The sequence below is a fragment of the Marinobacter shengliensis genome, from assembly GCF_003007715.1.
In the GTDB taxonomy this organism is placed as follows: domain Bacteria; phylum Pseudomonadota; class Gammaproteobacteria; order Pseudomonadales; family Oleiphilaceae; genus Marinobacter; species Marinobacter shengliensis.
In genome coordinates, this window is record NZ_PXNO01000008.1 from 19,510 (window position 1) to 42,671 (window position 23,162).

A 23,162-nucleotide genomic window follows, 5' to 3' on the forward strand; every position below is an offset into this window, starting at 1 on the left:
CACGTTTCAACCGGGAGATTGCGTGTGTTTGATGTAACCCGATACGCCACAGCGGCTCAGTCCATCGTGGATGCAGGTCAGTTCCTTTACGGCCGTGGCTGGTCGCCTGCCACCAGCAGCAATTATTCTGCGCGGATCGACAGTGATCATGTGGCCATTACGGTGTCTGGCCGCCATAAGGGGCAGCTGACCGCCGCAGACGTCATGGTGGTTGATCTTGACGGCCGGCCGGTCCAAAGCCAGTGCAAATCCTCCGCAGAAACCCTGTTGCATACCGTGCTTTACCGGGTGTTCCCGGAGGTTGGTGCCGTCTTGCACACCCATTCCGTAAAAGCCACAGTATTGAGTCGGCTGATTGCTGCGGGTCAGGCGCTGGAGCTGGAAGGCTACGAATTGCAGAAGGCGTTTTCCGGTGTTGAGACCCATGAGGGTGCACTGAGCATTCCGGTTTTCGACAACACTCAGGATATTCCGGCGTTGGCCGAGGACACCCGGGCCTGGTTTCTGGCCCATCCTGAACAACCCGGTTACCTGATTCGCGGCCACGGCCTGTATACCTGGGGTAAGACCATGGCGGATTGCCTGCGCCATGTCGAAGCCTTCGAATTTCTCTTTGAATGTGAACTTGAAACCATGAGGGTCCGCCCATGACTACCCTGAGCATATTTCACCAGAGCCAGCCGGACGAGGCCCACACCGTGATGACCGACCCAAGGGCTATCGGTGATGCGCTCGCCCGCCACGGAGTGCGTTTCGAACAGTGGCCAACCCGTGATCTGCCGGCAGATGCCAGCCAGGAGCAGATTCTGGAAGCCTACAGTGACGAGGTTGAGCACCTGAAGCAGGAATGCGGGTTCCAGACGGCCGATGTGGTCAGCCTGAACCCGGACAACCCGCAAAAGGAGGCGTTCCGCCAGAAGTTTCTGGACGAGCATACCCACAGCGAGGATGAAGTGCGGTTTTTCGTGCGGGGCCAGGGCCTGTTCTATCTGCACTTTGGCGACCAGGTGTATGCCCTGCTGTGCCAGCAGAACGATTTGATCAGTGTACCGGATGGCACACGCCACTGGTTTGATATGGGGCCAGAGCCGCAATTCACTTGCATTCGCCTGTTCACCAACCCGGAAGGCTGGGTTGCGAGCTTTACCGGCGAGGATATCGCCAGTCGACTGCCCCGTTACGAAGGGCTTGCGGGAGTGGCAGGATGATTCGGGTAGTTCTGACCGATATAGAGGGCACGACCAGCTCGATCTCATTCGTGCACGATGTGCTGTTTCCCTACGCCAGTAAACACTTGCCGGAATTTATCCGCACGAACCATCACACCACGCCGGCTGTGGCTGAACAGCTGGCTCTGGTCGCAGAAAAAAGTGGTGTCGACAGTAAAGATGTGGAGGGCCTGATTGATGTCCTCCAGGCCTGGATATCCGAGGATCGCAAAGAAGGGCCGCTCAAAGCACTGCAGGGCATGGTCTGGGAGCAGGGATATCACAGCGGAGAGCTGAAGGGCGATATCTATCCGGATGCGGCGGATTATCTTCAGCGCTGGCATGATCGGGGCCTAAGGCTGTTCGTATATTCCTCTGGTTCTGTGAAGGCACAGAAACTGATTTTTGGTTTCAGTAACGAGGGCGACTTTACGCCGTTTTTCTCCGGATACTTCGACACCGGTGTGGGCGGCAAAAAAGAAGCACAGTCTTACCGCAATATTCTTGCCGAGCTGGGTGTAGAGCCGGCGACCGTTCTGTTCCTGTCGGACGTGGAAGCCGAGCTCTCGGCGGCTGAGGAAGCTGGGCTTAAAACCGTCTGGCTGGTGCGTGATGGGGAGCTTCCTGACACTGGTCGGCCTGTAGCCCGTGATTTTGCGGAGGTAGACGCGCTACTGCGTAAACGTTAGGAGGTGGTCGAATGCCCGGTAGTTCATGTCTGAAATGGCTTATTCCGGGTGTTTGTGCCTTGTTTCTGGCCGGCTGCAATCCGTTCTCCGAAGCCGAGCCGATGATGGAAGAGTACCTGGAGCGCCTTGCCCGGGTGCTGGATACGCCATCGGTATCGGTTCCCTCTGATCTTCCCCCTGCCTCCACCGTACCCCGTCGCCGCGAACGTGTACTTGATATGCCAGAGCTGGATCTGGGCATGCTGGACTTTCTGTCGCTGTACGGGTGTGAACTTCAGTATGTGGTGGGCGAGCGAAATTCGGTGATGGGCCGGGTGATGCAGCCTCTTAACCGGCTGCGTTACGAAGTCCGGTTTATCCGAGCCGCGGAAGACTGCATGGCAGAGATCGACGACGAGCGCCTGGAGAAAACCCTCCAGGATGCGGTCGAGAGCAAGCGGGCATCGCTTCCTGTGGCGGTGTGGAATGCCACCTGGGGCACGGAAGAGATCGAACGCTTGCTGACCCTGTCAAAGGGGTTTTATCCGGTCGCTGCCGAAGGCAATCCGGTGTCTGATCTGGTGCGGGACCTGGGCCAGTTGAACCAGGCCGTATCCGATTTGTCGGTCCAGCAGCTCGATGTTCCCCTCGATGCACTTGGCGGAGTGCACCAACGCTGGCAATCGGAGTTTCGCGCCGGGCAGGTGATCAACAGCGCCCGGCTGTTGATTGCAACCCTCAATGCAGGAACAGAGACCCTGAAAGCGCGCCTTGATGAGCGTCCATTATGTCTGAATGGCCGGCCGAATAATCAATCAGAAATCGTCCGAAATTTCTTCTTCAATGTGTACATTGGTGAAATTCAGCCCTACATGAGCGATGTCAGCCGGGCCCGGGATTCGCTGATCGGGGCTCTGGCCGAGCTGGCGGACCAGCAAACTGCCGTTATGCCGGCGAGCTTTCAGGACTGGTACCAGCGTCATTTGTCAGCCGATGCTGAAGTCAGCCTCTGGCGGGAGCTGGACCAGGCCATGATGCGGCACACCCGGCACTGGCAGGAACTGTTGGAGCAGTGCGGTCTGCGCCCGGGTTGATGCGGGTTCAGCGCTGGCTTTCCGGGGTTACCCGCAGGATTTCTTCCACCGTGGTCTGGCCGGCGGCCACTTTCTGTGCGCCACTGAGGCGCAGGGATTTCATGCCTTCTTTGTAGGCGTCCAGCCTTAGCTGCTCGAGTTCGCAGTGATCATTGATCTGGCGAGTCAGGTGGTCGGAGAGCGTCATGATTTCATAGACCCCGGCGCGGCCCATATAGGCGGTATTGCGGCATTCGAGGCAGCCCACCGGATGATAGAACTGACGGGGAACCGGCGCTTTCCAGGGGCGGGTCAGTGTTTGCCAGGCCTGCTCGTCGGCCTCACCCGGAGCCTTGCAGTGGGGGCACAGGGTGCGGGCCAGGCGCTGGGCCATCACCCCAAGCACCGTGGCCCGGATCAGGTAGGGCGGGATGCCCAGTTCCATTAGTCGGGTAATGGCGCTCGGGGCGTCGTTGGTGTGCAGGGTGGAGAGCACCAGGTGGCCGGTCAGCGCTGCCTGTACTGCCATCTCGGCGGTTTCCAGGTCGCGGATTTCACCAATCATGATGATGTCCGGGTCTTGCCGTAACAGGGCCCGAACGCCGTGGGCGAACGTCAGGTCGATATTGGTCTGCACCTGCATCTGGTTGAACGCTGGCTCCACCATCTCAATGGGGTCTTCAATGGTACAGATGTTCAGTTCCGGCGACGCCAGCTGTTTGAGGGTGGAGTACAGGGTGGTGGTCTTGCCGGAACCGGTAGGGCCGGTCACCAGTACAATGCCATGGGGGCGGGCGGTCATGGCCTGCCAGCGCTCCCGGTCTTCTTTACTGAAGCCCAGCTGCTCGAAGGACTTCAGCAGCACCTCCGGATCAAAAATCCGCATCACCATCTTCTCGCCAAAGGCGGTGGGCATGGTGGCCAGGCGCAACTCCACCTCGCTGTTATCCGGTTTTCGGGTTTTGATCCGGCCGTCCTGGGGCCGGCGCTTCTCGGCCACATTCAGGCGCCCCAGAATTTTCAGACGGCTGGTGACCGCCACCCCGACATGTTCCGGAAACTCATAGACGTTATGCAACACGCCATCAATACGAAAACGCACCTGGGTGACCGCCCGGCGTGGTTCGATGTGAATGTCTGAAGCGCGCTGGTCAAAGGCATACTGCAACAGCCAGTCGACAATCTTGACCACGTGCTGGTCATTGGCGTCCGGGTTTTCGTTGGAACCTATGTCCAGCAGTTGTTCGAAATTCTGATTGCTGGCGGCACCCGGGGCCTGGCTGCCGCTGGCCTTGCTCACGGAATTGGCGAGCTGGTAGAACTCCACCGTGTAGCGCCGGATGTCTTCCGGGTTGGCAACGACACGGCGAATGTCCTTGCGAATGGCCTGTCGAAGGTTGCTTTCCCATTCGGTCTTGAATGGTTCTGTGCTGGCAATCAGCACTTCATCCTGGCGTATCTCTACCGCCAGAATGCCGTGGCGCTGGGCAAAGGCGTAGGACATCACCCGGGCGATGGCCGGCGTGTCGATCTTGAGCGGGTCTATGTGGTAGTAATCCTGGCCCGCCCATCGGGCCAGCCAGCTGGTCAGCCGATCAAGATCCAGGGTTCGGCCATCCCTGAGGCTGGTAATGCCGGCAATGGCAACCAGTTCCAGGGGGTGCCGCGGAGAAGTTCGTCCGTCCTGGGTAGCGGCCCCCAGGTTGGCCGTGAGCACCTTCTCAGCATCCTGCTGGCTGATTTCGCCACTTTCCACCAGGGCAGAGCAGATGTCTCGCAGGGTGAGGGTGTGCCGATGTGGTGGTGCTGGCATGGGGGGCGTTTGATCAGCCATCGTTGTGCTCTCCGGGTGTTATGGGCACTCAGTTGGCAACCGGCCGGTTTACTTTCAGGTGAACCATGGCGACGGTGAACAGTAGGAATGTAAGCACTGTGAGAATCATCGGGCCTGGGGCGCCTTCGCTCAGCCAGGCGGAGACCACGGCCTGGGTGAAGTAAAAAATCACCACGAAGGCCATCCAGATGTACCCGCGATTGTGCCCCCGGAATACCGGTACTGCAAACGCCAGCAGGGGTAACAGTTTCACCGTCAACATCAGGGGAATGGACACGCCTTCTACTGGCGCTGGATAGAATGTTGTCAACAGCAGTGTGGCCAATACCGCAAGGTACAGCGCAATGGTTATGCGGGCCGTGGTTTTTGCTTTTTCGTTTTTGAGCATAAAAGGTTCCGGGTGGTTTAAAGTTTGGATGCTGGCGGTGATCAACCGGCAAGTTTGAGCGCCAGCCGGGCAAGGCGCTCACCAAAGGCCTGGCACAGGGTCTTTTCATGGTCACTCAGCGCCTGCTGTGCACCGGTACCTGCCCAGTGGGTGGGGCCGTAAGGCGTGCCGCCGGTCGAGGTCTCATTCAGGGCACTCTCGGAGTAAGGCAGCCCGCACAGTACCATGCCGTGGTGCAGCAATGGCATCATCATGGTCAGCAGCGTGGTTTCCTGGCCGCCATGCAGGCTGCCGGTAGAGGTGAAGGCGCCAGCAGGTTTACCAACCAGCTTGCCGTTAAGCCACAAATCGCCGGTACCATCGAGAAAGTGTTTGAGCGGGGCCGCCATATTGCCAAACCGGGTAGGGCTGCCCAGGGCCAGCCCGGCGCAGTTTGCGAGATCTTCACGGGTGGCGTAAGGGGCGCCGCTGTCCGGCACCGGTGGCAGGCTGGCGTTGGTGTCTGGTGACACTGATGGAACCGTGCGGATTTTCGCCTCGATGCCCTCCGCTCGGGCGACGCCGCGGCCAATCTGATTGGCCATCTCGGCGGTCTGGCCGTTCCGGCTATAGTAAAGCACAAGAACGTACGGTGTAGCGTTGCTCATGTCTGCTCCAGGGGATGGCTCAAAGAATATCCAGTACCTTCTCTGGCGGACGCCCGAGGGCTGCCTTGCCATTGGCCAGAACGATAGGGCGTTCGATCAGTTTCGGGGTATTTACCATGGCCTTGACCAGTTCTTCCCGGGTCAGTTCCGGGGCGTTCAGGCCAAGTTCTCTGTACTCGGATTCCTTGGTGCGCATGAGCTGGCGCGGTTCACAACCCAGTAGATCAAGAATGTGTAACAGTTCCTGCTCTGTCGGTGGTGTCTCGAGGTAGCGTATAATCTCCGGCTCGATACCCTTTTGCTGAAGCAACTCAAGGGTCTGGCGTGATTTTGAACACCGTGGGTTATGGAAAATGCGGGTTGGTTCTGTCATGGTCATGCCCGGTTAACAGTGATGAGTACGGTCTTTAACGAGGGCCGTAGTCTAACAGGAGGATTTACCTTGCAGTACCCTCGGTACCCGTCCGTTCCCCGCCCCAAGGTTTCTGAATGGCCCAGGCACTTGCTGCTGATTCCAGCCGTTATTATGGTGCTGGCCCTGGCGGGTTGCGAGAGAACGGAGTTGCAACGTGCCGATGGTGTGGCGGTGGACTGGGACAGTTACCGTGGCCAGTGGGTGCTGGTTAACTACTGGGCCGAATGGTGCAAGCCCTGCCTGGAGGAGATTCCTGAGTTGAATCACCTCGACAAGTCACCGAGAATTTCGGTGCTGGGCGTCAATTTTGACGGCGTTGAAGGCGCCGCGCTTGTGGAACTGGGCCAGAGAATGGGCATTGAATTCACCATGCTGGGCCAGGATCCGGGCCCCGACTTTGGCTGGAAGATGCCGATGGCACTGCCCGCCACGTTCGTGGTGGACCCTGCGGGCAAACTGATAGAAACACGCTTTGGTCCCCAAACCGAAGAAGATCTGATGCAACTGATCGGTAGCTGACCATGGCACAGACGTTCGTACATCTTCGCGTACACTCCGAATACTCCATGGTGGATGGCCTGGTAAGGGTCAAGCCACTGATTAGCCGTGTGGCCGAGTTGGGCATGCCGGCGGTGGGCCTCACCGAACAATCCAATATGTGCTCGCTGGTGCGCTTTTATAAGGCGGCCATGGGTGCTGGTGTGAAGCCGATTATCGGTGCCGATCTCTGGCTGGAAAACCCGGACGAGCCGGAAAACCCATTCCGGCTCACCTTGCTGGCGCGGGATGAGAAAGGCTATCTGCACCTTACCGAAATCATTTCCCTTGGCTACACCGAGGGTCAGCGCTATGGCAAGCCGATTATCCGGAAGGCCTGGCTGGAAGCCCGCGCGGCGGGACTGATTGCGCTTTCCGGCGCCAAAATGGGCGATGTGGGCAAGGCCCTGCTGGCGGGCAAGCCGGAACTGGCCCGGGAACGGGCTCAATACTGGAAGAATCTGTATCCGGGCAGCTACTACCTGGAGCTGCAGCGTACCGAGCGGGCAGGTGATGAGGATTGCCTGCACCTGAGCGTCGAGCTGGCGGCTGAATTGGGCCTGCCGGTGGTTGCCACCAACGATGTGCACTTCCTGACGGCGGACGATTTCGAAGCCCACGAGGCCCGAGTCTGTATCGGTGAGAGCCGAACACTGGATGACCCCCGTCGGGACCGGCGATTCAGCGACCAGCAGTATCTTCGCAGCGCGGAAGAGATGATCGAACTGTTTTCGGACATCCCCGAGGCCGTTGAAAACACGGTCGAGATTGCCCGCCGCTGTTCGGTCAAGGTCCGGATGGGCGAATACTTCCTGCCGAACTACCCGATTCCCGATGGCATGACCATGGACGAGTATTTCCGGCATGTGTCCGAGGAAGGTCTGGAGATGCGCCTGGAAACCATCCTGAGCAAGGATGATCCGGAGTATGACCAGAAGCGGGAAGAGTATTACAAGCGCCTGAAGTTTGAGCTGGACATCATTATTCAGATGGGCTTCCCCGGCTACTTCCTGATCGTTATGGACTTTATCAAGTGGGCCAAGAACAACGGTGTACCGGTAGGCCCCGGCCGGGGTTCCGGTGCCGGTTCCCTGGTGGCCTACGCGCTGCTGATTACGGATCTTGACCCACTGGAGTACGACCTGCTGTTTGAGCGATTCCTGAACCCGGAACGGGTTTCCATGCCGGACTTTGACGTCGATTTCTGCATGGAAGGCCGGGACCGGGTGATCGAATACACCGCTGAGAAATACGGCCGGGAAGCGGTTTCCCAGATCATTACCTTCGGTACCATGGCCGCAAAGGCGGTGGTGCGGGATGTGGCGAGGGTACAGGGCAAGTCCTACGGCCTGGCAGACAAACTGTCCAAGCTGATTCCGTTTGAAGTGGGCATGACGCTCAACAAGGCTATTGAGCAGGAGCCCCAGCTCAAGGAGTTTCTGGAGCAGGACGAAGAAGCCCAGGAAATCTGGGAGATGGCCCTCAAACTCGAGGGCGTTTGCCGTAACGCCGGCAAGCATGCCGGTGGCGTGGTGATTGCGCCCACCAAGATTACCGATTTCTCGCCCCTGTACTGTGACGACGAAGGCGGCAGCCTGGTCACACAGTTTGACAAAGGCGATGTGGAAGACGCGGGCCTGGTGAAGTTCGACTTCCTGGGTCTGCGGACTCTGACCATCATCAAGTGGGCCTTGCACATGATTAACCCGCGCCGACAGGCGCAGGGTCAATCAGAACTGGACATTGCCACCATCCCGCTGGAAGACAAGCGCTCCTTCGAGTTGCTCAAAAAGGCGGAAACCACCGCCGTTTTCCAGCTGGAATCCCGCGGCATGAAAGATCTGATCCGGCGCCTGCAGCCGGACTCCCTGGAAGACATGATCGCCCTGGTGGCCCTGTTTCGGCCAGGGCCGTTGCAGTCGGGCATGGTAGACGACTTTATCGACCGTAAGCATGGCCGGCAGCCGTTGTCTTACCCACACCCGGATTATCAGTATGAAGGCTTGAAACCGGTATTGGAGCCCACCTATGGGGTTATCCTCTACCAGGAGCAGGTCATGCAGATTGCCCAGGTGATGGCGGGCTACACCCTCGGCAACGCCGACATGCTGCGCCGGGCCATGGGTAAGAAAAAGCCGGAAGAGATGGCCAAGCAGAAGGCATTCTTCCTGGAGGGTTGTGCCAATAATGGCATCGATGAAACCCTGGCGGAAAACATCTTCGATCTGGTGGAGAAGTTCGCCGGCTACGGTTTCAACAAATCCCACTCCGCCGCCTATGCTCTGGTGTCGTATCAGACCTTGTGGCTCAAGGCCCACTACCCGGCCGAATTCATGGCTGCGGTACTCACCGCCGATATGCAGAACACCGATAAGGTGGTCACGCTGGTGGAAGAGTGCCGGAACATGAAGCTGGACCTGCTGGTGCCGGACGTCAGTCGTTCCGCTTACACCTTTACCGTCAATGACGACGGGCAGATTGTTTATGGCCTTGGCGCCATCAAAGGGTTGGGTGAGGGCCCGATTGATAGCATTGTGGAGGCCGCCAAAGACGGCCCGTTCCAGGATATTTTCGATTTCTGCCGCCGGGTTGACCTGAAGAAGGTCAACAAGCGTGCCATGGAGGCGCTGATCCGGGCCGGGGCTATGGACAAACTGGGTGCCGGGCGCGCGCAGCTGATGGCCAGTATCGACAAGGCCGTGCAGCAGGCAGACCAGCAATCCCGCAACGATGCCGCCGGCATGATGGACATGTTTGGCGAAATGCTGGAGAGCAGCGGCGAGGGCGAAGACCCCTACGCCGACGTGGCCCATGTACGGGAGTGGCCTGAAAAAGAACGCCTCAAGGGCGAGAAGGATACCCTGGGTATCTATCTCACAGGGCATCCGTTTGATGAGTACGAACGGGAAGTCCGGCGCTTTGTCCGTAACTCCATCGCGGATCTGAAACCCAACAAGTCACCCCAGCGGGTGGCCGGCCTGGTGGTTGCCCAGCGCACCATGAAAACCCGTACCGGGTCTACGATGTGCTTTATCACCCTGGATGACCGCAGTGCTCGGATAGAAGCCACCCTGTTCTCCGAGGCGTTTTTCGAGAACCGGGAACTGCTGCAGTCAGATCAGGTGATCGTTGTCGAAGGGCAGGTTAGCCACGATGATTACTCCGGGCAAATGAAAATGCGCGTCAGTTCAGTGATGGACGTGGCCACGGCCCGACAGCAGTTCAGCCGTGGCATCCGGCTGGCGCTGCACGCGGAACAGTTGCAGAACGGGCTGCTGGACAAACTGGACGATACCCTGCGCCCGTTCCGCAACGAAGGCAGCCCGGTGTGGATTGAATACAGCAGTGCCGATGCCAGAACCCGCATTGAGCTGGGTGAGTCCTGGCGAGTACAGCCGGATGACAACCTGTTGTTCGAGCTCAGGCACCTGGTAGGCGAGAAGTCCGTGGAACTGGTCTATGATTAATACCAATGTCCGCTTTAGCTGTGCCGGTTGCACTGCTATCTTTGTCCCAAATTCTGGTTTTGGTGGGGTGAAACCTGCCTGGCAATCAAATGATGGAACATCATGAACCCTAATTACCTTGATTTCGAACAGCCGATCGCCGACCTGGAAGCCAAGATTGAAGAGCTTCGCATGGTGGGCAACGACACCGACATCAATATCACCGATGAAATCAGTCGGTTGAAGAAGAAGAGTGTCAGTCTGACAGAAAGCATATTTTCTGATTTGCAGTCCTGGGATGTTGCCCGTTTGGCCCGGCACCCGCGCCGGCCCTACACCCAGGATTACATTGATCTGATTTTCGAAGATTTCGACGAGCTGCACGGCGATCGCCGCTACGCCGACGATTTATCCATTGTTGGTGGTACCGCCCGGCTGGACAACAAGCCAGTAATGGTAATCGGCCATCAGAAAGGCCGCGAAGTGCGTGACAAGGTCAAGCGCAACTTCGGCATGCCTCGCCCGGAAGGTTACCGCAAGGCCCTGCGCCTGATGGAAATGGCCGAGCGTTTCAAGATGCCAATCCTCACCTTCATTGACACGCCGGGTGCCTACCCTGGTATCGGCGCCGAAGAGCGTGGCCAGAGTGAGGCCATTGCCTTCAACCTGGCGGTCATGTCCCGGTTGAAAACGCCGATTATCTCTACAGTGATCGGTGAGGGCGGTTCCGGTGGTGCCCTGGCCATTGGTGTGTGTGATCAGCTGAATATGCTGCAGTACTCCACCTATGCCGTTATTTCGCCGGAAGGCTGCGCTTCCATTCTCTGGAAAAGCGCCGAGTATGCAGCCCAGGCTGCCGAGGCCATGGGTGTTACCGCACAGCGCCTGAAAGAACTGGGTGTTGCCGACAATGTGATTGAAGAGCCCCTGGGCGGTGCTCACCGCAACCCGGAGAAAATGGCGGAAACCCTTAAGGCCAGGTTGGCCAAGGGTGTCGCGGAACTGAGCCGGTTACCTCTGGACGAATTGGTGTCCCGCCGGTACGAGCGCCTTACCAAATATGAAAGCGGGCGGTAACACCGCCCGGGAATCTGGCTGGCCCGAGGATCTTCTCGGACCGGTCAGCTCACTCCCTGACAGCTCCCGCATCCTGGTCGCCCTCAGTGGCGGCCTGGATTCCACCTTGTTGTTGTATGTGGCGGCAGCCTGCCACCGTAATGTCTGTGCTTTGCACATCAATCATCAACTGCAGCCTAATCATCGGCAGACAGAGCAGTTCTGCCGGTCGCTCTGTGAGCGGTTGTCTGTTCCCCTCCTGGTTGAGCGTGTGGACGTTGCAGTGGGCGAGGCTGGCTCCGGTGGTCTTGAGGAGGCGGCCAGGCTGGCCCGATATGACGTGTTCCGGCGGGTACTGGGGGCTGGCGACCTGTTGTTGATGGCCCACCACGCAGACGATCAGGTCGAAACGGTGCTGTTTCGTTTGCTCCGGGGAACCGGTGTAACGGGTCTGGCGGGCATGCCTGAAAGCCGCCGTCTTGGCCAGGGAGCCCTGTTTCGACCCTGGCTGGCGGTAAGCCGTGACCGGCTGGAGCAGGTTGCCCGGGATGTCAGTCTCTCCTGGGTGGAAGATCCTAGCAATACCAGCCTGGCATTTGATCGCAATTACCTGCGCCACGCTGTGCTGCCGGGGCTCAAGGAGCGCTGGCCGGGCCTGCTGAAACGGGTGGAGCACAGTGCCAGGGCCTGCGCCGAAAGCGACATTCTCAATCATCGGTTGGCGGAATTGCAGTGGCAGGCGTGTTCCGATGCGGGCCAGCTCCGGCTGGCGTCGATTCAGGCCTTGAGCCCGTTGGAGCAGAGAAATCTGGTTCGATGGTGGATTCACCGGCAGGGTTTGATAATGCCTGCCCTGGCAGATTGGGATCAGTCGCTGGCGGAGTTGGTTCGGGCCGGCGAAGACCGGACGCCGGAGATTCGTGGTGATGGTTTCAGTTTGCGGCGATATCGGGGCTACCTGTACCTGGTGCCAAACGTGGAAGTGCCGGCGCACTCCGCTGGCCTTGATCCCGGCCGCACGCTGCAATGGGGCCCCTGGACACTACGGCTCACGCCAACAGCCGCTACACCGGAAGCAGCGCCCCCGCCAATACGGGTATCTACGAGGCAGGGCGGCGAAAGGCTTCGCTTTGAGGAGGGCGGGCACTCTCGATCGTTGAAAACCTGGTTGCAGGAACAAGGAGTGCCGCCCTGGGAGAGGGCTTTACTGCCGCTGGTTTACCACGAAACACCCGGTGCCAGTGAGCTGATTGCCGTTGGCGATTTGTGGTGTTCTGAACAATACTCGGGAAGCGCCCCTGCCGCCGGCTGGCGGCTGATTGTGGAGAGGGATTGTGATTGAGTACAGGGGGGCTTTCTGGTAGTCTGGCGACCCATCTTGAGATGAACAATCTCCCTCCTTCACCGAACCAGATAATCACGGAATCTGCATGACGCGTTATATTTTCGTCACCGGCGGTGTCGTGTCCTCCTTAGGCAAAGGTATTGCGTCTGCCTCACTGGCAGCCATCCTCGAGGCACGCGGCCTGAAGGTCACTATTCTCAAGCTGGACCCGTACATCAACGTGGACCCCGGCACCATGAGCCCGTTCCAGCACGGTGAGGTTTTTGTCACCGAAGACGGCGCGGAAACCGACCTCGACCTGGGCCACTACGAGCGCTTTATTCGTACCCCCATGAGCAAGCGCAATAACTTCACCACCGGCCGGGTGTACGAAGAAGTTATCCGTAAAGAGCGTCGCGGTGATTATCTTGGCGGTACCGTGCAGGTGATCCCGCACATTACCGACGAAATCAAACGCCGTGTGGTGGAAGGCGCAGCCGGCTCCGACGTGGCCCTGATTGAAGTGGGCGGCACGGTCGGGGATATCGAATCCCTGCCGTTCCTGGAGGCCTGTCGTCAGCTGAAGGTGGAAGTAGGTTCGCAGCGCGCGCTGTTCATGCACCTCACTTTGGTACCTTACATCGCGACCGCCGGCGAGATCAAAACCAAGCCGACCCAGCATTCCGTAAAAGAAATGCGCTCCATCGGCCTGCAGCCGGATATCCTGCTGTGCCGCTCCGAGCACGAAGTGGACGCCAGCTCCCGTCGCAAGATTGCCTTGTTCACCAACGTGGAAGAGCGGGCGGTTATCCCGATGCAGGACGCCAAGTCCATCTATGCCATTCCGCGCATGCTGCACGAATATGGCCTGGACCAGCTGGTCATCGAGCGCTTCGGCCTGGATGCCCGTGAAGCAGATCTGGGCGAGTGGGATGCCGTTGTGGAATCGTTGATGAATCCGCAGCAGGAAGTCACCATTGCCATGGTCGGCAAGTACATGGAGCTGCTGGATGCGTACAAGTCGCTGATTGAATCCCTGCTGCACGCCGGCATCAAGACCCGCACCAAGGTCAATATCAACTACATTGACTCCGAAGACATCGAGCGTGATGGCACCCGTGTGCTGGAATCCGCCGATGCCATCCTGGTGCCGGGCGGCTTTGGCGAACGGGGCGTGGAAGGCAAGATCCGTACCGTTCAGTACGCTCGTGAAAACAAGGTTCCGTATCTGGGCATCTGCCTGGGTATGCAAGTGGCGGTTATCGAATACGCCCGCAACGTGGCCGGCCTGAAAGACGCCCACAGTACCGAATTCCGCGAGCACACCCCGGAGCCGGTGGTTGGGCTGATCACTGAATGGCTGGATGCAAGTGGTGCTACCGAAGCGCGCACCGAGGCTTCTGATCTGGGCGGTACCATGCGCCTGGGTGCGCAGGATTGCATACTGACAGACGGCTCCACGATCGCTGCCTGCTATGGCAAGAAAACCATTCGCGAGCGCCATCGCCACCGCTATGAAGTCAACAACCACTTCCTGCCCAGCCTTGAGGAAGCCGGCCTGAAAATCTCCGGCCGCTCCGCCGATGGCAAGCTGGTGGAAGTCGTTGAGGCGCCGGAACATCCGTGGTTCGTGGCATGCCAGTTCCACCCGGAATTCACCTCAACACCGCGCGACGGCCACCCGCTGTTCAAGGGCTTTGTTGAGGCGGCACTGGCCAACCGGAAAGGATCCTGAGCATGGCGCAGAGAAAGGTAAACGTCTCGGGCATTGAGGTTGCCAACGACAACCCGTTCGTATTGTTCGGTGGTATGAACGTACTTGAGTCCCGGGAACTTGCCTTTGAGGTTGCTGAAAAGTACGTGGATGTTTGCGGTCGCCTCGGCATCCCGTACGTTTTCAAAGCTTCCTTCGACAAGGCCAACCGCTCGTCCATTAACTCCTTCCGGGGCCCGGGCCTCGAGAAGGGGTTGCAGATCCTGGCGGACATCAAGGGCAAGTTCGGCGTGCCGATCATTTCTGACGTGCACGAGCCGGAGCAGGCTGCGCCTGCGGCAGAAGTCTGTGACATCATCCAGTTGCCGGCATTCCTGAGCCGCCAGACCGATCTGGTCGTGGCCATGGCCAAAACTGGCGCGGTCATCAACATCAAGAAAGCCCAGTTCCTGGCGCCCCAGGAAATGAAGCACATCATCACCAAGTGTGAAGAAGCCGGCAACGACAAGGTTATCCTGTGCGAGCGCGGCAGCAGCTTCGGTTATAACAACCTGGTGGTCGACATGCTGGGCTTTGGCATCATGAAATCGATGAATGTGCCGGTGATGTTCGATGTGACCCATTCGTTGCAAATGCCCGGCGGACGAGCAGACTCAGCTGGTGGCCGGCGTGCGCAGGTTACCGACCTGGCGCTGGCGGGTATGTCTCAAGGCCTGGCAGGCTTGTTCCTGGAGGCCCATCCGGACCCGGACAAGGCCATGTGCGACGGCCCGTGCGCTTTGCGCCTGAGCCAGCTGGAGCCGTTCCTGCAGCGGGTGAAAGCTGTAGACGATCTGGTGAAAAGTTTTAAACCTATCGACACCGCCTGATTGGCGGTGTTCGTTTTTGTTTGCTTGGGGGGAACCGAGCGGGCGGGGATGGCGTTATGAAACACGCTCCTTGCGGCACGTCCATGTGACGCTTGGGCTCCGCCATCCATGGCTCCGCACAGTTTCATAAAGCCATCCCCGCCCGCTCTCGATCTAACTAATTTATAACCTTTAAGATATTGAACAAACGGAGATTCACTGGAATGACCAAGATTGCCAACATCAAAGCCCGTGAGGTTCTGGATTCCCGCGGCAACCCTACCGTTGAAGCCGATGTTATTCTGGAAGACGGCACCATCGGCACCGCTTGTGCGCCTTCTGGTGCATCCACCGGTTCCCGCGAGGCGTTGGAGCTGCGTGATGGTGATGCTTCTCGTTATCTGGGTAAGGGCGTCCTGAAAGCGGTTGATGCGGTAAACAGCAAGATTCGTGATGCATTGGTCGGTAAAGATTCTGCGGATCAGCGTGGTCTGGACCAGATTATGCTGGATCTGGACGGCACCGAGAACAAGGCCAACCTGGGCGCCAACGCCATTCTGGCAGTCTCCCTTGCAGCGGCCAAGGCGGCTGCTGTTTCTCTGAAGAAGCCGCTGTATGCGCACATTGCTGATATCAACGGCACTCCCGGCGAATTCTCCATGCCGGTACCGATGATGAACATCCTGAACGGTGGTGAGCACGCGGATAACAACGTGGACATCCAGGAGTTCATGGTTCAGCCGGTTGCTGTGAAGAGCTTTGCAGAGGCTCTGCGTGTAGGCGCCGAGATCTTCCACAGTTTGAAGAAAGTGTTGAAGTCTCAGGGCCTGAACACAGCGGTGGGCGACGAGGGTGGTTTTGCGCCGAACCTGCCGTCCAATGAAGCGGCCCTGGCTGCGATCAAGCAAGCTGTTGAAGACGCTGGCTATGAACTGGGCAAAGACGTAACCCTGGCGCTGGATTGTGCCTCTTCCGAGTTCTACAAAGACGGTCAGTATCAGCTGTCTGGTGAAGGCAAGAGCTTTGATTCCGAAGGCTTCGCCGATTACCTGGCTGGCCTGTGTGAGCGTTATCCGATTGTGTCCATCGAGGATGGCATGGACGAAAGCGATTGGGATGGCTGGAAGATCCTGACTGACAAGCTGGGCAGCAAGGTGCAGCTGGTTGGTGATGATCTGTTTGTCACCAACACCAAGATCCTGAAGCAGGGCATCGAGAAGGGCGTTGGTAACTCCATCCTGATCAAGTTCAACCAGATCGGTAGCCTGTCCGAGACGCTGGATGCCATCAAGATGGCTCAGGACGCCGGCTACACGGCGGTGATTTCTCACCGTTCTGGTGAAACTGAAGACACCACCATTGCCGACCTGGCGGTTGCGACCTGCGCCGGCCAGATCAAGACCGGTTCTCTGTGCCGCTCAGACCGGGTTGCCAAGTACAACCAGCTGCTGCGTATTGAAGAGGCGCTGGAAGGTAAGGCACCTTACCGTGGCCTGAGCGAGATCAAGGGTCAGGGTTAAGACACGCGACATTTTTGAGTCTGCCAGCGCGCGCTGGTAAGTAACAAAATGTTAAGGCCATCGCGTTCCGGATGAAAATTCGGACACGATGGCCTTTTTGTACAGTGACTTACAAGAATTTGTTGCTAATCTACTATAAGGTCTATACTTGACCTTCGACTCTTTCGATAAATCTGGTTATTTTCTGAGCTGATTTGGCATGAAAACGCTTTGGGCCATTCTGGTAGTGCTGATTCTCCTGCTGCAGGTTCGCCTGTGGGTCGGGGAGGGTAGCTTTGCGCAGGTTTGGTCGTTGGAGAAGGCGATTGCTGAGCAGCGGGCGGAGAATGCCGGGTTGGCGGGGCGTAATGACCGGCTTTATGCGGAGGTGCGGAATCTTCGCAACGAGCAGGGGGCCGTGGAGGAACGTGCCCGTATGAATCTCGGGCTAATTCGCGAAGACGAGACATTCTTTCTGGTCGTCGAGAATTAGTTCTGGAGTTAGAAGCGCCGGGGGTGTCCTTTCCGGGAAACGCTACAAGCACCCGCAAGCGGGTCCGGCCAGCAATCGCAGATTGCTGTCGTTCGGCTGCGCATGAAGCTATGCTTCATTAACGCTTGCCTCACCCATGTGCGCTTCTCTCAGGCCATCCATGGCCTTCGAAATTCCCGGAGAGACACTCCCCGGCGCTCTCCTGACACAGTGCGGGCCTTCCGATTATGAAACCTCAACTTTGGCTTGTTGTTCCTGCTGCCGGCATCGGCCAGCGCATGAAAGCTGAATGTCCCAAGCAGTACCTCAAGATCAATAACCGCTTCATCCTAGATATTACCCTCTCCCGTTTACTGGATAACGCGCCGTTCAAGGGCTGCATGGTGCCGTTGAGTCCGGCGGATCACTGGTGGCCGGATAGTGAGTCGGCTAAGGATGATCGAATCCAGACCTGTACCGGAGGCAAGGAGCGGGCGGATTCGGTGCTTTCGGCGTTGCATGCGCTGGCGGAGCAGGCGGATGAGTCGGATTGGGTGCTGGTGCACGATGCGGCGCGGCCGTGTTTGCATGCCGATGATCTTTCCAATCTGATTGATACCCTTTCTGAGCACCCGGTTGGCGGACTGCTGGCGGCGCCGGTGGCGGATACTTTGAAGCTGGCGGATGACGGCATTCCGCCAGAGGTGGCGCAGACGGTGGATCGGAGTCGGTTGTGGCGGGCGTTGACGCCGCAGATGTTTCGGTTTGGTGCGCTCAGGGCCGCTCTTGAATCCTGTCTGGAAAGTGGTCACGGGGTTACCGATGAGTCCTCTGCGATGGAGTTTTCCGGTAAGATGCCTGTTCTGGTGGAAGGGCGGCCGGATAATCTGAAGGTTACGGTGCCGTCGGACCTTGCGCTGGCCGAGTTTATTCTGGGTCGGCTGTAGGGTTTTCCCGCCTCTTGTTTATTTCTGTTTTTCTCGGAGACGATGATGCGCATTGGTCAGGGCTTTGATGTCCATGCCTTTGGTGAGGGCAGTTCTGTCATTCTGGGTGGTGTTGAGATTCCCCATAGTCATGGCCTGAAAGCCCATTCGGATGGCGATGTGCTGTTGCATGCACTGGCGGATGCCCTGCTCGGTGCGGTGGCGCTGGGTGACATCGGGCATTTTTTTCCGGACACCAGCGACGAGTGGGCGGGGGCCGATAGCCGGGATCTGTTGCGTCGGGTGATGCAGCGGGTATTGGAGGAAGGCTTTGCTGTGGTGAATGTGGATACCACGATTATTGCCCAGGCGCCGAAGATGGCACCTCATGTGGAGGCGATGCGTCTCAATATTGCTGAGGATCTGGGGGTGCCGGTGAATCGGGTGAGTGTGAAAGCCACCACCACGGAGAAGCTTGGCTTTACCGGGCGCGGTGAGGGCATTGCCTGCCAGGCAGTGTGTTTGCTCGAACCGGTGGCTATGTGAGTCAGGATAACGGTTCGCCCCGTTGGCGTCTTGAGTGGCCCACATCTTCAGGTAAGCGCCCGGGCAAGGCGCAGTTAAAGTCGGTTCCTGAGGATTTCCGGGTTACAGAGAGACTCTGGCCAGATTCTGAATTGCCAGGTTCCGTGCATGGAGGGGCCGGTGAGCACTTGTGCGTGCGTCTTGAGAAGTCTGGCGACAATACCGAGTATGTTGCCCGGGAGTTGGCGGCCCTGGCGGGTTGCAAGGCGTTTGAGGTGGGCTTTTGTGGTTTGAAGGATCGCCATGCGGTTACCAAGCAATGGTTCAGTCTCTACTGCCCGGGCCGGGAATCCGAGGATGCTGCGCTGCTGCAAGCCATTGGTGCCCGGTGGCCGGTGTTGGCGAGTGGCCGCCATGCACGCAAGCTTCGCCGAGGCGAGCATCTGGGCAATGAATTTGACCTGATGTTAAGGCAAGTCAACGGCAATAGAGTGGACATTGAGCAGGCGCTGACGTTGCTTGGCGAGCGGGGAGCCCCGAATTATTTCGGGCCGCAGCGGTTTGGCATTGGCGGCGGCAATCTGGAACGGGCAGTGAATCTTGACCCTTCCCGATTGAACCGGAAGAAAGGCGGCCGTCGCGGCGGTGGCGGAAGCGGTTCGAAAAACGTATTGTACTTTTCGGCGGCACGTTCCTGGTTGTTCAACGAAGTCCTGGCTGCTCGGGTTGAAGCGTGCAACTGGTTCAACGGTGTGCCCGGAGAACCCTCGGAAGACGGCCAGCCTACCGGGCCACTGTGGGGCGATGGTGGCACTCTGGCAACTGGAGAATTGGCGGAGCTTGAGCGGGCGGTGGTGTCAGAACACCCGGAGTTCGAGCGGCTGTTTCTCAGTACCCGCATGAAACCGGAGCGTCGGGCCCTGGTAACCCGGCCTGAGCAAATGAGCTGGCAGTGGCTGGATGACAATGCCCTGCGGATACAGTTTTTCCTGCCACCGGGGCAGTATGCCACCACGGTGCTGGGAGATATTTTTGAGCTGCAGGACATGAGCCTCAGCCGTGATAATAAGCAAGAAAGCTAGCGGAGAACACTGTGCGTATTTTGTTGTCCAATGATGATGGCGTGCATTCGCCGGGTCTTGTGGCCCTGTTTGAAGGCCTTGGGGGCCTTGGTGTGTTGGAGGTGGTTGCGCCGGACCGTGACCACAGCGGAGCCAGTAATGCCTTGACGTTGAACCGCCCGCTGACGGTGGAAGAGCACCCCAACGGGTTTCACTCGGTTGATGGTACTCCCACCGATTGCGTGCATCTGGCGGTGAACGGCCTGTTTGATCAGCCTTTTGATCGGGTGGTCTCCGGTATCAACACCCACGCCAACCTGGGCGACGACATTATTTATTCCGGAACGGTGGCTGCGGCCACTGAAGGTCGTCACCTTGGGCTACCGGCTATTGCGGTATCGCTCGTTAACGATGGCCATTTCCATTATGACACCGCCGCACGGGTGGTTCGTTTGCTGCTGGAGGACAAGCGGGCCCTGGCGTTGGGGCCTCGTTCAATCCTCAATGTGAACGTTCCTGATCTGCCCTGGCACGAACTCTCCGGTATCCAGGTCACTCGCCTGGGCCATCGGGAGAGGGCAGAAGGGGCGGTTCCGATGACTTGTCCCCGAGGCAAGCAGCGCTACTGGATCGGTGCCGCAGGCCGCGGCGGCGATGCCGGGCCTGGCACGGATTTTCATGCGGTACGTGAGGGTTATGTTTCCATTACCCCTGTCCACGTTGATATGACCCGTTACGAAGCACTGCCAGGGCTGCGGGACTGGGTAGATGGTTTGGAAGGTGCCAGGGGGGCGACATCGTGATCGCTCAACTTGAGGGGATCGGTATGACGTCCAGGCGCACCCGCCTGCGACTGGTGCAGCGGCTGCGAGACGCCGGCATTGAATCAGACCGGGTACTGGAAGTTATCGGCCAGGTACCCCGACATATTTTCCTGGATGAAGCCCTTGCCCACCGCGCCTACGAGGATACCTCACTACCCATCGGCTATGGCCAGACCCTCTCCCAGCCCTACATTGTTGCCCGCATGACGGAGCTGCTGCTGGCGCATCAGCCGGCCCGGGTGCTGGAGCTGGGCACCGGTTCCGGGTATCAGACCACGGTGTTATCGCAGTTGTTCGATGACATCTACAGCGTTGAACGCATACGCCCGTTGCAGGAGCGAGCCCGTGACCGCTTGCGGCAACTCAATATTCGCAATGTCATGCTCAAGCATGCGGATGGTGGTATGGGCTGGCCCGAGCGGGGGCCTTTTGATGGCATTATCGTGACCGCTGCGCCGGTAGACGTGCCACAGGAATTGCTCGATCAGCTAGCCGACGGTGGTGTACTGATCGCCCCGGTTGGCGAGCACCAGCAGGTTCTGGTGGAGATCATTCGTCGTGGGGAACGTTTTGAGCGGCGCGAACTGGAGCCTGTTCATTTTGTACCCTTGCTGGGTGGGGTTGTTCGCTGATGCAGCCTAAGCCCGATAGCGAAACAAACCGCGCACATCACCCGGCCGCGGTATTCCTGCGGGGTATGGCCATGGGCGCTGCGGATATCGTGCCGGGGGTGTCTGGCGGCACCATTGCGTTCATAACGGGCATCTATTTCCGCCTGCTGGAAGCCATCAGCGCCACACCGGTGGCCTTTGTCCGGAAACTGCTCAAAGGGGATGTGGCCGGCTTCTGGCGCTCGGTGGACGGTACCTTCCTGGTGTGCCTTCTGGCCGGTGTGTTAACCAGTATTGTGAGCCTGGCCTCGCTGATTACCTGGCTCCTGGAGAGCCATCCGGTGTTGATCTGGAGCTTCTTTTTCGGCTTGATTGTTGCGTCTGTCTGGCATGTGGGGCAACAGATTCGACGGGCAACGCCGGCACTGTTGGTTCCTCTGGCCTGCGGTATTGTGTTTGCCTGGTGGGTAACCACGTTGCCAGCCAGTGAGCTGGCACCAACGGGCATTGCCTTCCTGGGTGCGGGGGCACTGGCTATCTGTGCGATGATCCTGCCGGGTATCTCCGGCAGCTTTCTGTTGTTGATCATCGGTATGTATGCACCGGTCCTGGCGGCAATAAAATCCGTGGAACTGATCCATCTGGGGTTGTTTGCCACGGGCTGCCTGATCGGCCTGCTGTCGGTGGCCAGGGTAATCACCCTGGCGTTCCGGCATTTTCACGATACCGTATTAGCGCTATTGACGGGCTTTATGGTGGGGGCGCTGAGCAAGGTATGGCCATGGCAGAAAACCCTGAGTTGGCGCACCAACAGTGCTGGTGAACAAGTCGCTGTGAGCCAGGCTCCGGTAGGCCCGGAAACCTGGGCCAGCCTGTATGGCCAGGACCCGCAGATAATGCTGGCCATCGCCATGGCCATTGCGGGTTTGGTCGTTGTGCTTGCGTTGGAATGGTTTGGGCGGATATCGGCCCGACGGCACCAGAATGTCGCGCCCTGACCGATAAAAGTGTTACCTGACGCACAAAATGTCGTTCCGGACGGTAACAAACCTGTGCGCAGAGTAACTTGGAATTGATTATAAAATGTGCAATATATTAGTAAGTTAGTCCTGAAACATGAGAAATTGCATCGGAAGTGATCAGTTTCTTAGATAGATTTATCATAATCAGGCGTTTGTTATTACGTGATTCTCTTTAGCCGGCACATTCAAGCTGTTCTTCCGACCAGGCTCCCGCCTGCTACGGAAGCGTTCTGCCGGCGGCGCACTGGTCTGCCCGTTGTGGTATCTGCTGTCCTGCTGCTGTTGGCAATGCTTGGCTTATCCGGCTGCAACACCAACGCGATCTATGGCGACGACCTCTACAACCCCCCTGTGTATTGGGGTAGTCATGTTGTGAAACCCGGGGAAACGCTATACGGCATTGCCTGGCGTTATGGCCGGGACTATCGGGAACTGGGGGATGCCAACGGCCTTGCACCACCCTGGAACATCAAAGCAGGGCAGGTGCTGCGGCTGGACAGGAAGGGCACCATTCGCCAGACTGCCCAGGCGTCCTCTCCGCCCAGACAATCCGCGCCTGCTCCCAGGCCCACCACCTCCAGCACCAGGGCACCAGCGCCCACAGCGTCCAAACCTGCTGCCAGAGCACCGGTCCCAGCGCCTCAGGCACGCACGGGTAGCCAGGTGGCGTCAGACATTCGCTGGAACTGGCCTCACTCTGGCACCGTTATTGCAAACTTTTCAGAGTCAGGAAAAGTCAACAAAGGTATTGATATTGCCGGAAATCCCGGTGATGCTGTGAAGGCGGCGGCGAGTGGAAGTGTGGTGTATGCCGGTAATGGGTTGCTGGGTTACGGAAACCTGATTATCGTAAATCATAACGAGCACTACCTGAGCGCATACGCCCACAACCGGAAGATTTTGGTGCAGGAAGGAGAGGAGGTAAAAGCCGGACAGGTAATCGCGGAACTGGGCAGTTCTGGTACAGACAAACCGATGTTGCATTTCGAGATTCGCAAGAACGGCAACCCGGTTGACCCGGCCAGATACCTGCCAAGACGTTGATTGATCAGAAAGCTGGATGT

The 23,162-nt window shown here is 58.3% G+C and carries 23 protein-coding genes; 19 read left to right on the top strand and 4 right to left on the bottom strand.

The features are described 5' to 3' along the window. Nucleotides 1-24 precede the first annotated feature (24 nt). From C7H10_RS02780 to C7H10_RS02795, 4 genes are read left to right on the top strand one after another with little or no spacing between them, the layout of a single operon-like run. Nucleotides 25-651: a methylthioribulose 1-phosphate dehydratase gene (locus C7H10_RS02780; protein ID WP_106693674.1), complete on the top strand. Its 627-nt coding sequence runs from the start codon at nucleotides 25-27 to the stop codon at nucleotides 649-651. Next, a complete protein-coding gene (locus C7H10_RS02785) occupies nucleotides 648-1,208 on the top strand; it encodes a 1,2-dihydroxy-3-keto-5-methylthiopentene dioxygenase (protein WP_072677011.1) in 561 nt (186 codons plus the stop codon). The genes C7H10_RS02780 and C7H10_RS02785 overlap by 4 nt, the downstream gene beginning before the upstream one ends. After that, nucleotides 1,205-1,897: an acireductone synthase gene (mtnC, locus tag C7H10_RS02790; RefSeq protein WP_106693675.1), complete on the top strand. Its 693-nt coding sequence runs from the start codon at nucleotides 1,205-1,207 to the stop codon at nucleotides 1,895-1,897. The genes C7H10_RS02785 and mtnC overlap by 4 nt, the downstream gene beginning before the upstream one ends. An 11-nt stretch (nucleotides 1,898-1,908) precedes the next feature. Beyond that, entirely contained in the window at nucleotides 1,909-2,970 is a 1,062-nt protein-coding gene (locus tag C7H10_RS02795) for a DUF3080 domain-containing protein (protein ID WP_106693677.1), read from the top strand. 7 nt (nucleotides 2,971-2,977) lie between these two features. Here the strand turns inward: C7H10_RS02795 and tfpB are convergent, their stop codons facing one another. Genes tfpB through arsC form a run of 4 tightly spaced genes read right to left on the bottom strand, consistent with a single transcriptional unit; the run spans nucleotide 2,978 to nucleotide 6,191 of the window. After that, nucleotides 2,978-4,783 carry a type IV pilus assembly ATPase TfpB gene (gene tfpB / locus C7H10_RS02800; RefSeq protein WP_106693678.1) on the bottom strand — a complete coding sequence of 602 codons (1,806 nt, stop codon included), beginning with the start codon at nucleotides 4,781-4,783 and terminating at the stop codon, nucleotides 2,978-2,980. A gap of 28 nt (nucleotides 4,784-4,811) precedes the next feature. After that, a complete protein-coding gene (locus tag C7H10_RS02805; protein WP_061332656.1) occupies nucleotides 4,812-5,171 on the bottom strand; it encodes a DUF2069 domain-containing protein in 360 nt (119 codons plus the stop codon). 41 nt (nucleotides 5,172-5,212) lie between these two features. After that, on the bottom strand, nucleotides 5,213-5,818 hold the full coding sequence (wrbA, locus tag C7H10_RS02810; RefSeq protein WP_106693680.1) for an NAD(P)H:quinone oxidoreductase: 606 nt from the start codon (nucleotides 5,816-5,818) through the stop codon (nucleotides 5,213-5,215). A gap of 19 nt (nucleotides 5,819-5,837) precedes the next feature. Then, entirely contained in the window at nucleotides 5,838-6,191 is a 354-nt protein-coding gene (gene arsC / locus C7H10_RS02815; RefSeq protein ID WP_072677017.1) for an arsenate reductase (glutaredoxin), read from the bottom strand. A 69-nt stretch (nucleotides 6,192-6,260) separates the two neighbouring features. On the opposite strand from arsC, the gene C7H10_RS02820 reads away from it, so the two are divergent. The 15 genes from C7H10_RS02820 to C7H10_RS02890 all read left to right on the top strand — a co-directional run bounded on the left by C7H10_RS02820 (nucleotide 6,261) and on the right by C7H10_RS02890 (nucleotide 23,142). After that, nucleotides 6,261-6,752, top strand: a complete 492-nt coding sequence (locus tag C7H10_RS02820) for a TlpA family protein disulfide reductase (protein WP_244178164.1) — start codon at nucleotides 6,261-6,263, stop codon at nucleotides 6,750-6,752. 2 nt (nucleotides 6,753-6,754) lie between these two features. Beyond that, entirely contained in the window at nucleotides 6,755-10,237 is a 3,483-nt protein-coding gene (gene dnaE, locus C7H10_RS02825) for a DNA polymerase III subunit alpha (RefSeq protein WP_106693682.1), read from the top strand. A gap of 102 nt (nucleotides 10,238-10,339) precedes the next feature. Next, nucleotides 10,340-11,293, top strand: coding sequence for an acetyl-CoA carboxylase carboxyl transferase subunit alpha (gene accA / locus C7H10_RS02830; RefSeq protein WP_061332660.1), 954 nt, complete (start codon nucleotides 10,340-10,342; stop codon nucleotides 11,291-11,293). Continuing rightward, nucleotides 11,277-12,614: a tRNA lysidine(34) synthetase TilS gene (tilS, locus tag C7H10_RS02835; RefSeq protein ID WP_106693684.1), complete on the top strand. Its 1,338-nt coding sequence runs from the start codon at nucleotides 11,277-11,279 to the stop codon at nucleotides 12,612-12,614. Before accA ends, tilS begins: the two co-directional genes overlap by 17 nt. An 88-nt stretch (nucleotides 12,615-12,702) precedes the next feature. Then, a complete protein-coding gene (locus tag C7H10_RS02840) occupies nucleotides 12,703-14,331 on the top strand; it encodes a CTP synthase (protein ID WP_106693685.1) in 1,629 nt (542 codons plus the stop codon). Between the two features lie 2 nt (nucleotides 14,332-14,333). Next, nucleotides 14,334-15,179, top strand: coding sequence for a 3-deoxy-8-phosphooctulonate synthase (gene kdsA, locus C7H10_RS02845; protein ID WP_106693686.1), 846 nt, complete (start codon nucleotides 14,334-14,336; stop codon nucleotides 15,177-15,179). 203 nt (nucleotides 15,180-15,382) lie between these two features. Then, a complete protein-coding gene (gene eno / locus C7H10_RS02850; RefSeq protein ID WP_022990066.1) occupies nucleotides 15,383-16,678 on the top strand; it encodes a phosphopyruvate hydratase in 1,296 nt (431 codons plus the stop codon). A gap of 199 nt (nucleotides 16,679-16,877) precedes the next feature. After that, nucleotides 16,878-17,150: a septum formation initiator family protein gene (locus C7H10_RS02855; protein WP_022990067.1), complete on the top strand. Its 273-nt coding sequence runs from the start codon at nucleotides 16,878-16,880 to the stop codon at nucleotides 17,148-17,150. A gap of 227 nt (nucleotides 17,151-17,377) precedes the next feature. Beyond that, complete coding sequence (gene ispD, locus C7H10_RS02860; protein WP_106693688.1) at nucleotides 17,378-18,076, top strand: 2-C-methyl-D-erythritol 4-phosphate cytidylyltransferase; 699 nt, start codon at nucleotides 17,378-17,380, stop codon at nucleotides 18,074-18,076. A 45-nt stretch (nucleotides 18,077-18,121) separates the two neighbouring features. Beyond that, nucleotides 18,122-18,601 carry a 2-C-methyl-D-erythritol 2,4-cyclodiphosphate synthase gene (gene ispF / locus C7H10_RS02865; RefSeq protein WP_061332665.1) on the top strand — a complete coding sequence of 160 codons (480 nt, stop codon included), beginning with the start codon at nucleotides 18,122-18,124 and terminating at the stop codon, nucleotides 18,599-18,601. Then, on the top strand, nucleotides 18,598-19,662 hold the full coding sequence (truD, locus tag C7H10_RS02870; protein ID WP_106693689.1) for a tRNA pseudouridine(13) synthase TruD: 1,065 nt from the start codon (nucleotides 18,598-18,600) through the stop codon (nucleotides 19,660-19,662). Before ispF ends, truD begins: the two co-directional genes overlap by 4 nt. Nucleotides 19,663-19,673: 11 nt before the next feature. After that, nucleotides 19,674-20,444 carry a 5'/3'-nucleotidase SurE gene (gene surE / locus C7H10_RS02875; RefSeq protein ID WP_058090337.1) on the top strand — a complete coding sequence of 257 codons (771 nt, stop codon included), beginning with the start codon at nucleotides 19,674-19,676 and terminating at the stop codon, nucleotides 20,442-20,444. Then, a complete protein-coding gene (locus C7H10_RS02880) occupies nucleotides 20,441-21,097 on the top strand; it encodes a protein-L-isoaspartate(D-aspartate) O-methyltransferase (protein WP_106693690.1) in 657 nt (218 codons plus the stop codon). The genes surE and C7H10_RS02880 overlap by 4 nt, the downstream gene beginning before the upstream one ends. Further along, entirely contained in the window at nucleotides 21,097-22,074 is a 978-nt protein-coding gene (locus tag C7H10_RS02885; RefSeq protein ID WP_106693691.1) for a DUF368 domain-containing protein, read from the top strand. The genes C7H10_RS02880 and C7H10_RS02885 overlap by 1 nt, the downstream gene beginning before the upstream one ends. A 312-nt stretch (nucleotides 22,075-22,386) precedes the next feature. Beyond that, a complete protein-coding gene (locus tag C7H10_RS02890) occupies nucleotides 22,387-23,142 on the top strand; it encodes a peptidoglycan DD-metalloendopeptidase family protein (protein ID WP_106693723.1) in 756 nt (251 codons plus the stop codon). Nucleotides 23,143-23,162 lie beyond the last annotated feature (20 nt).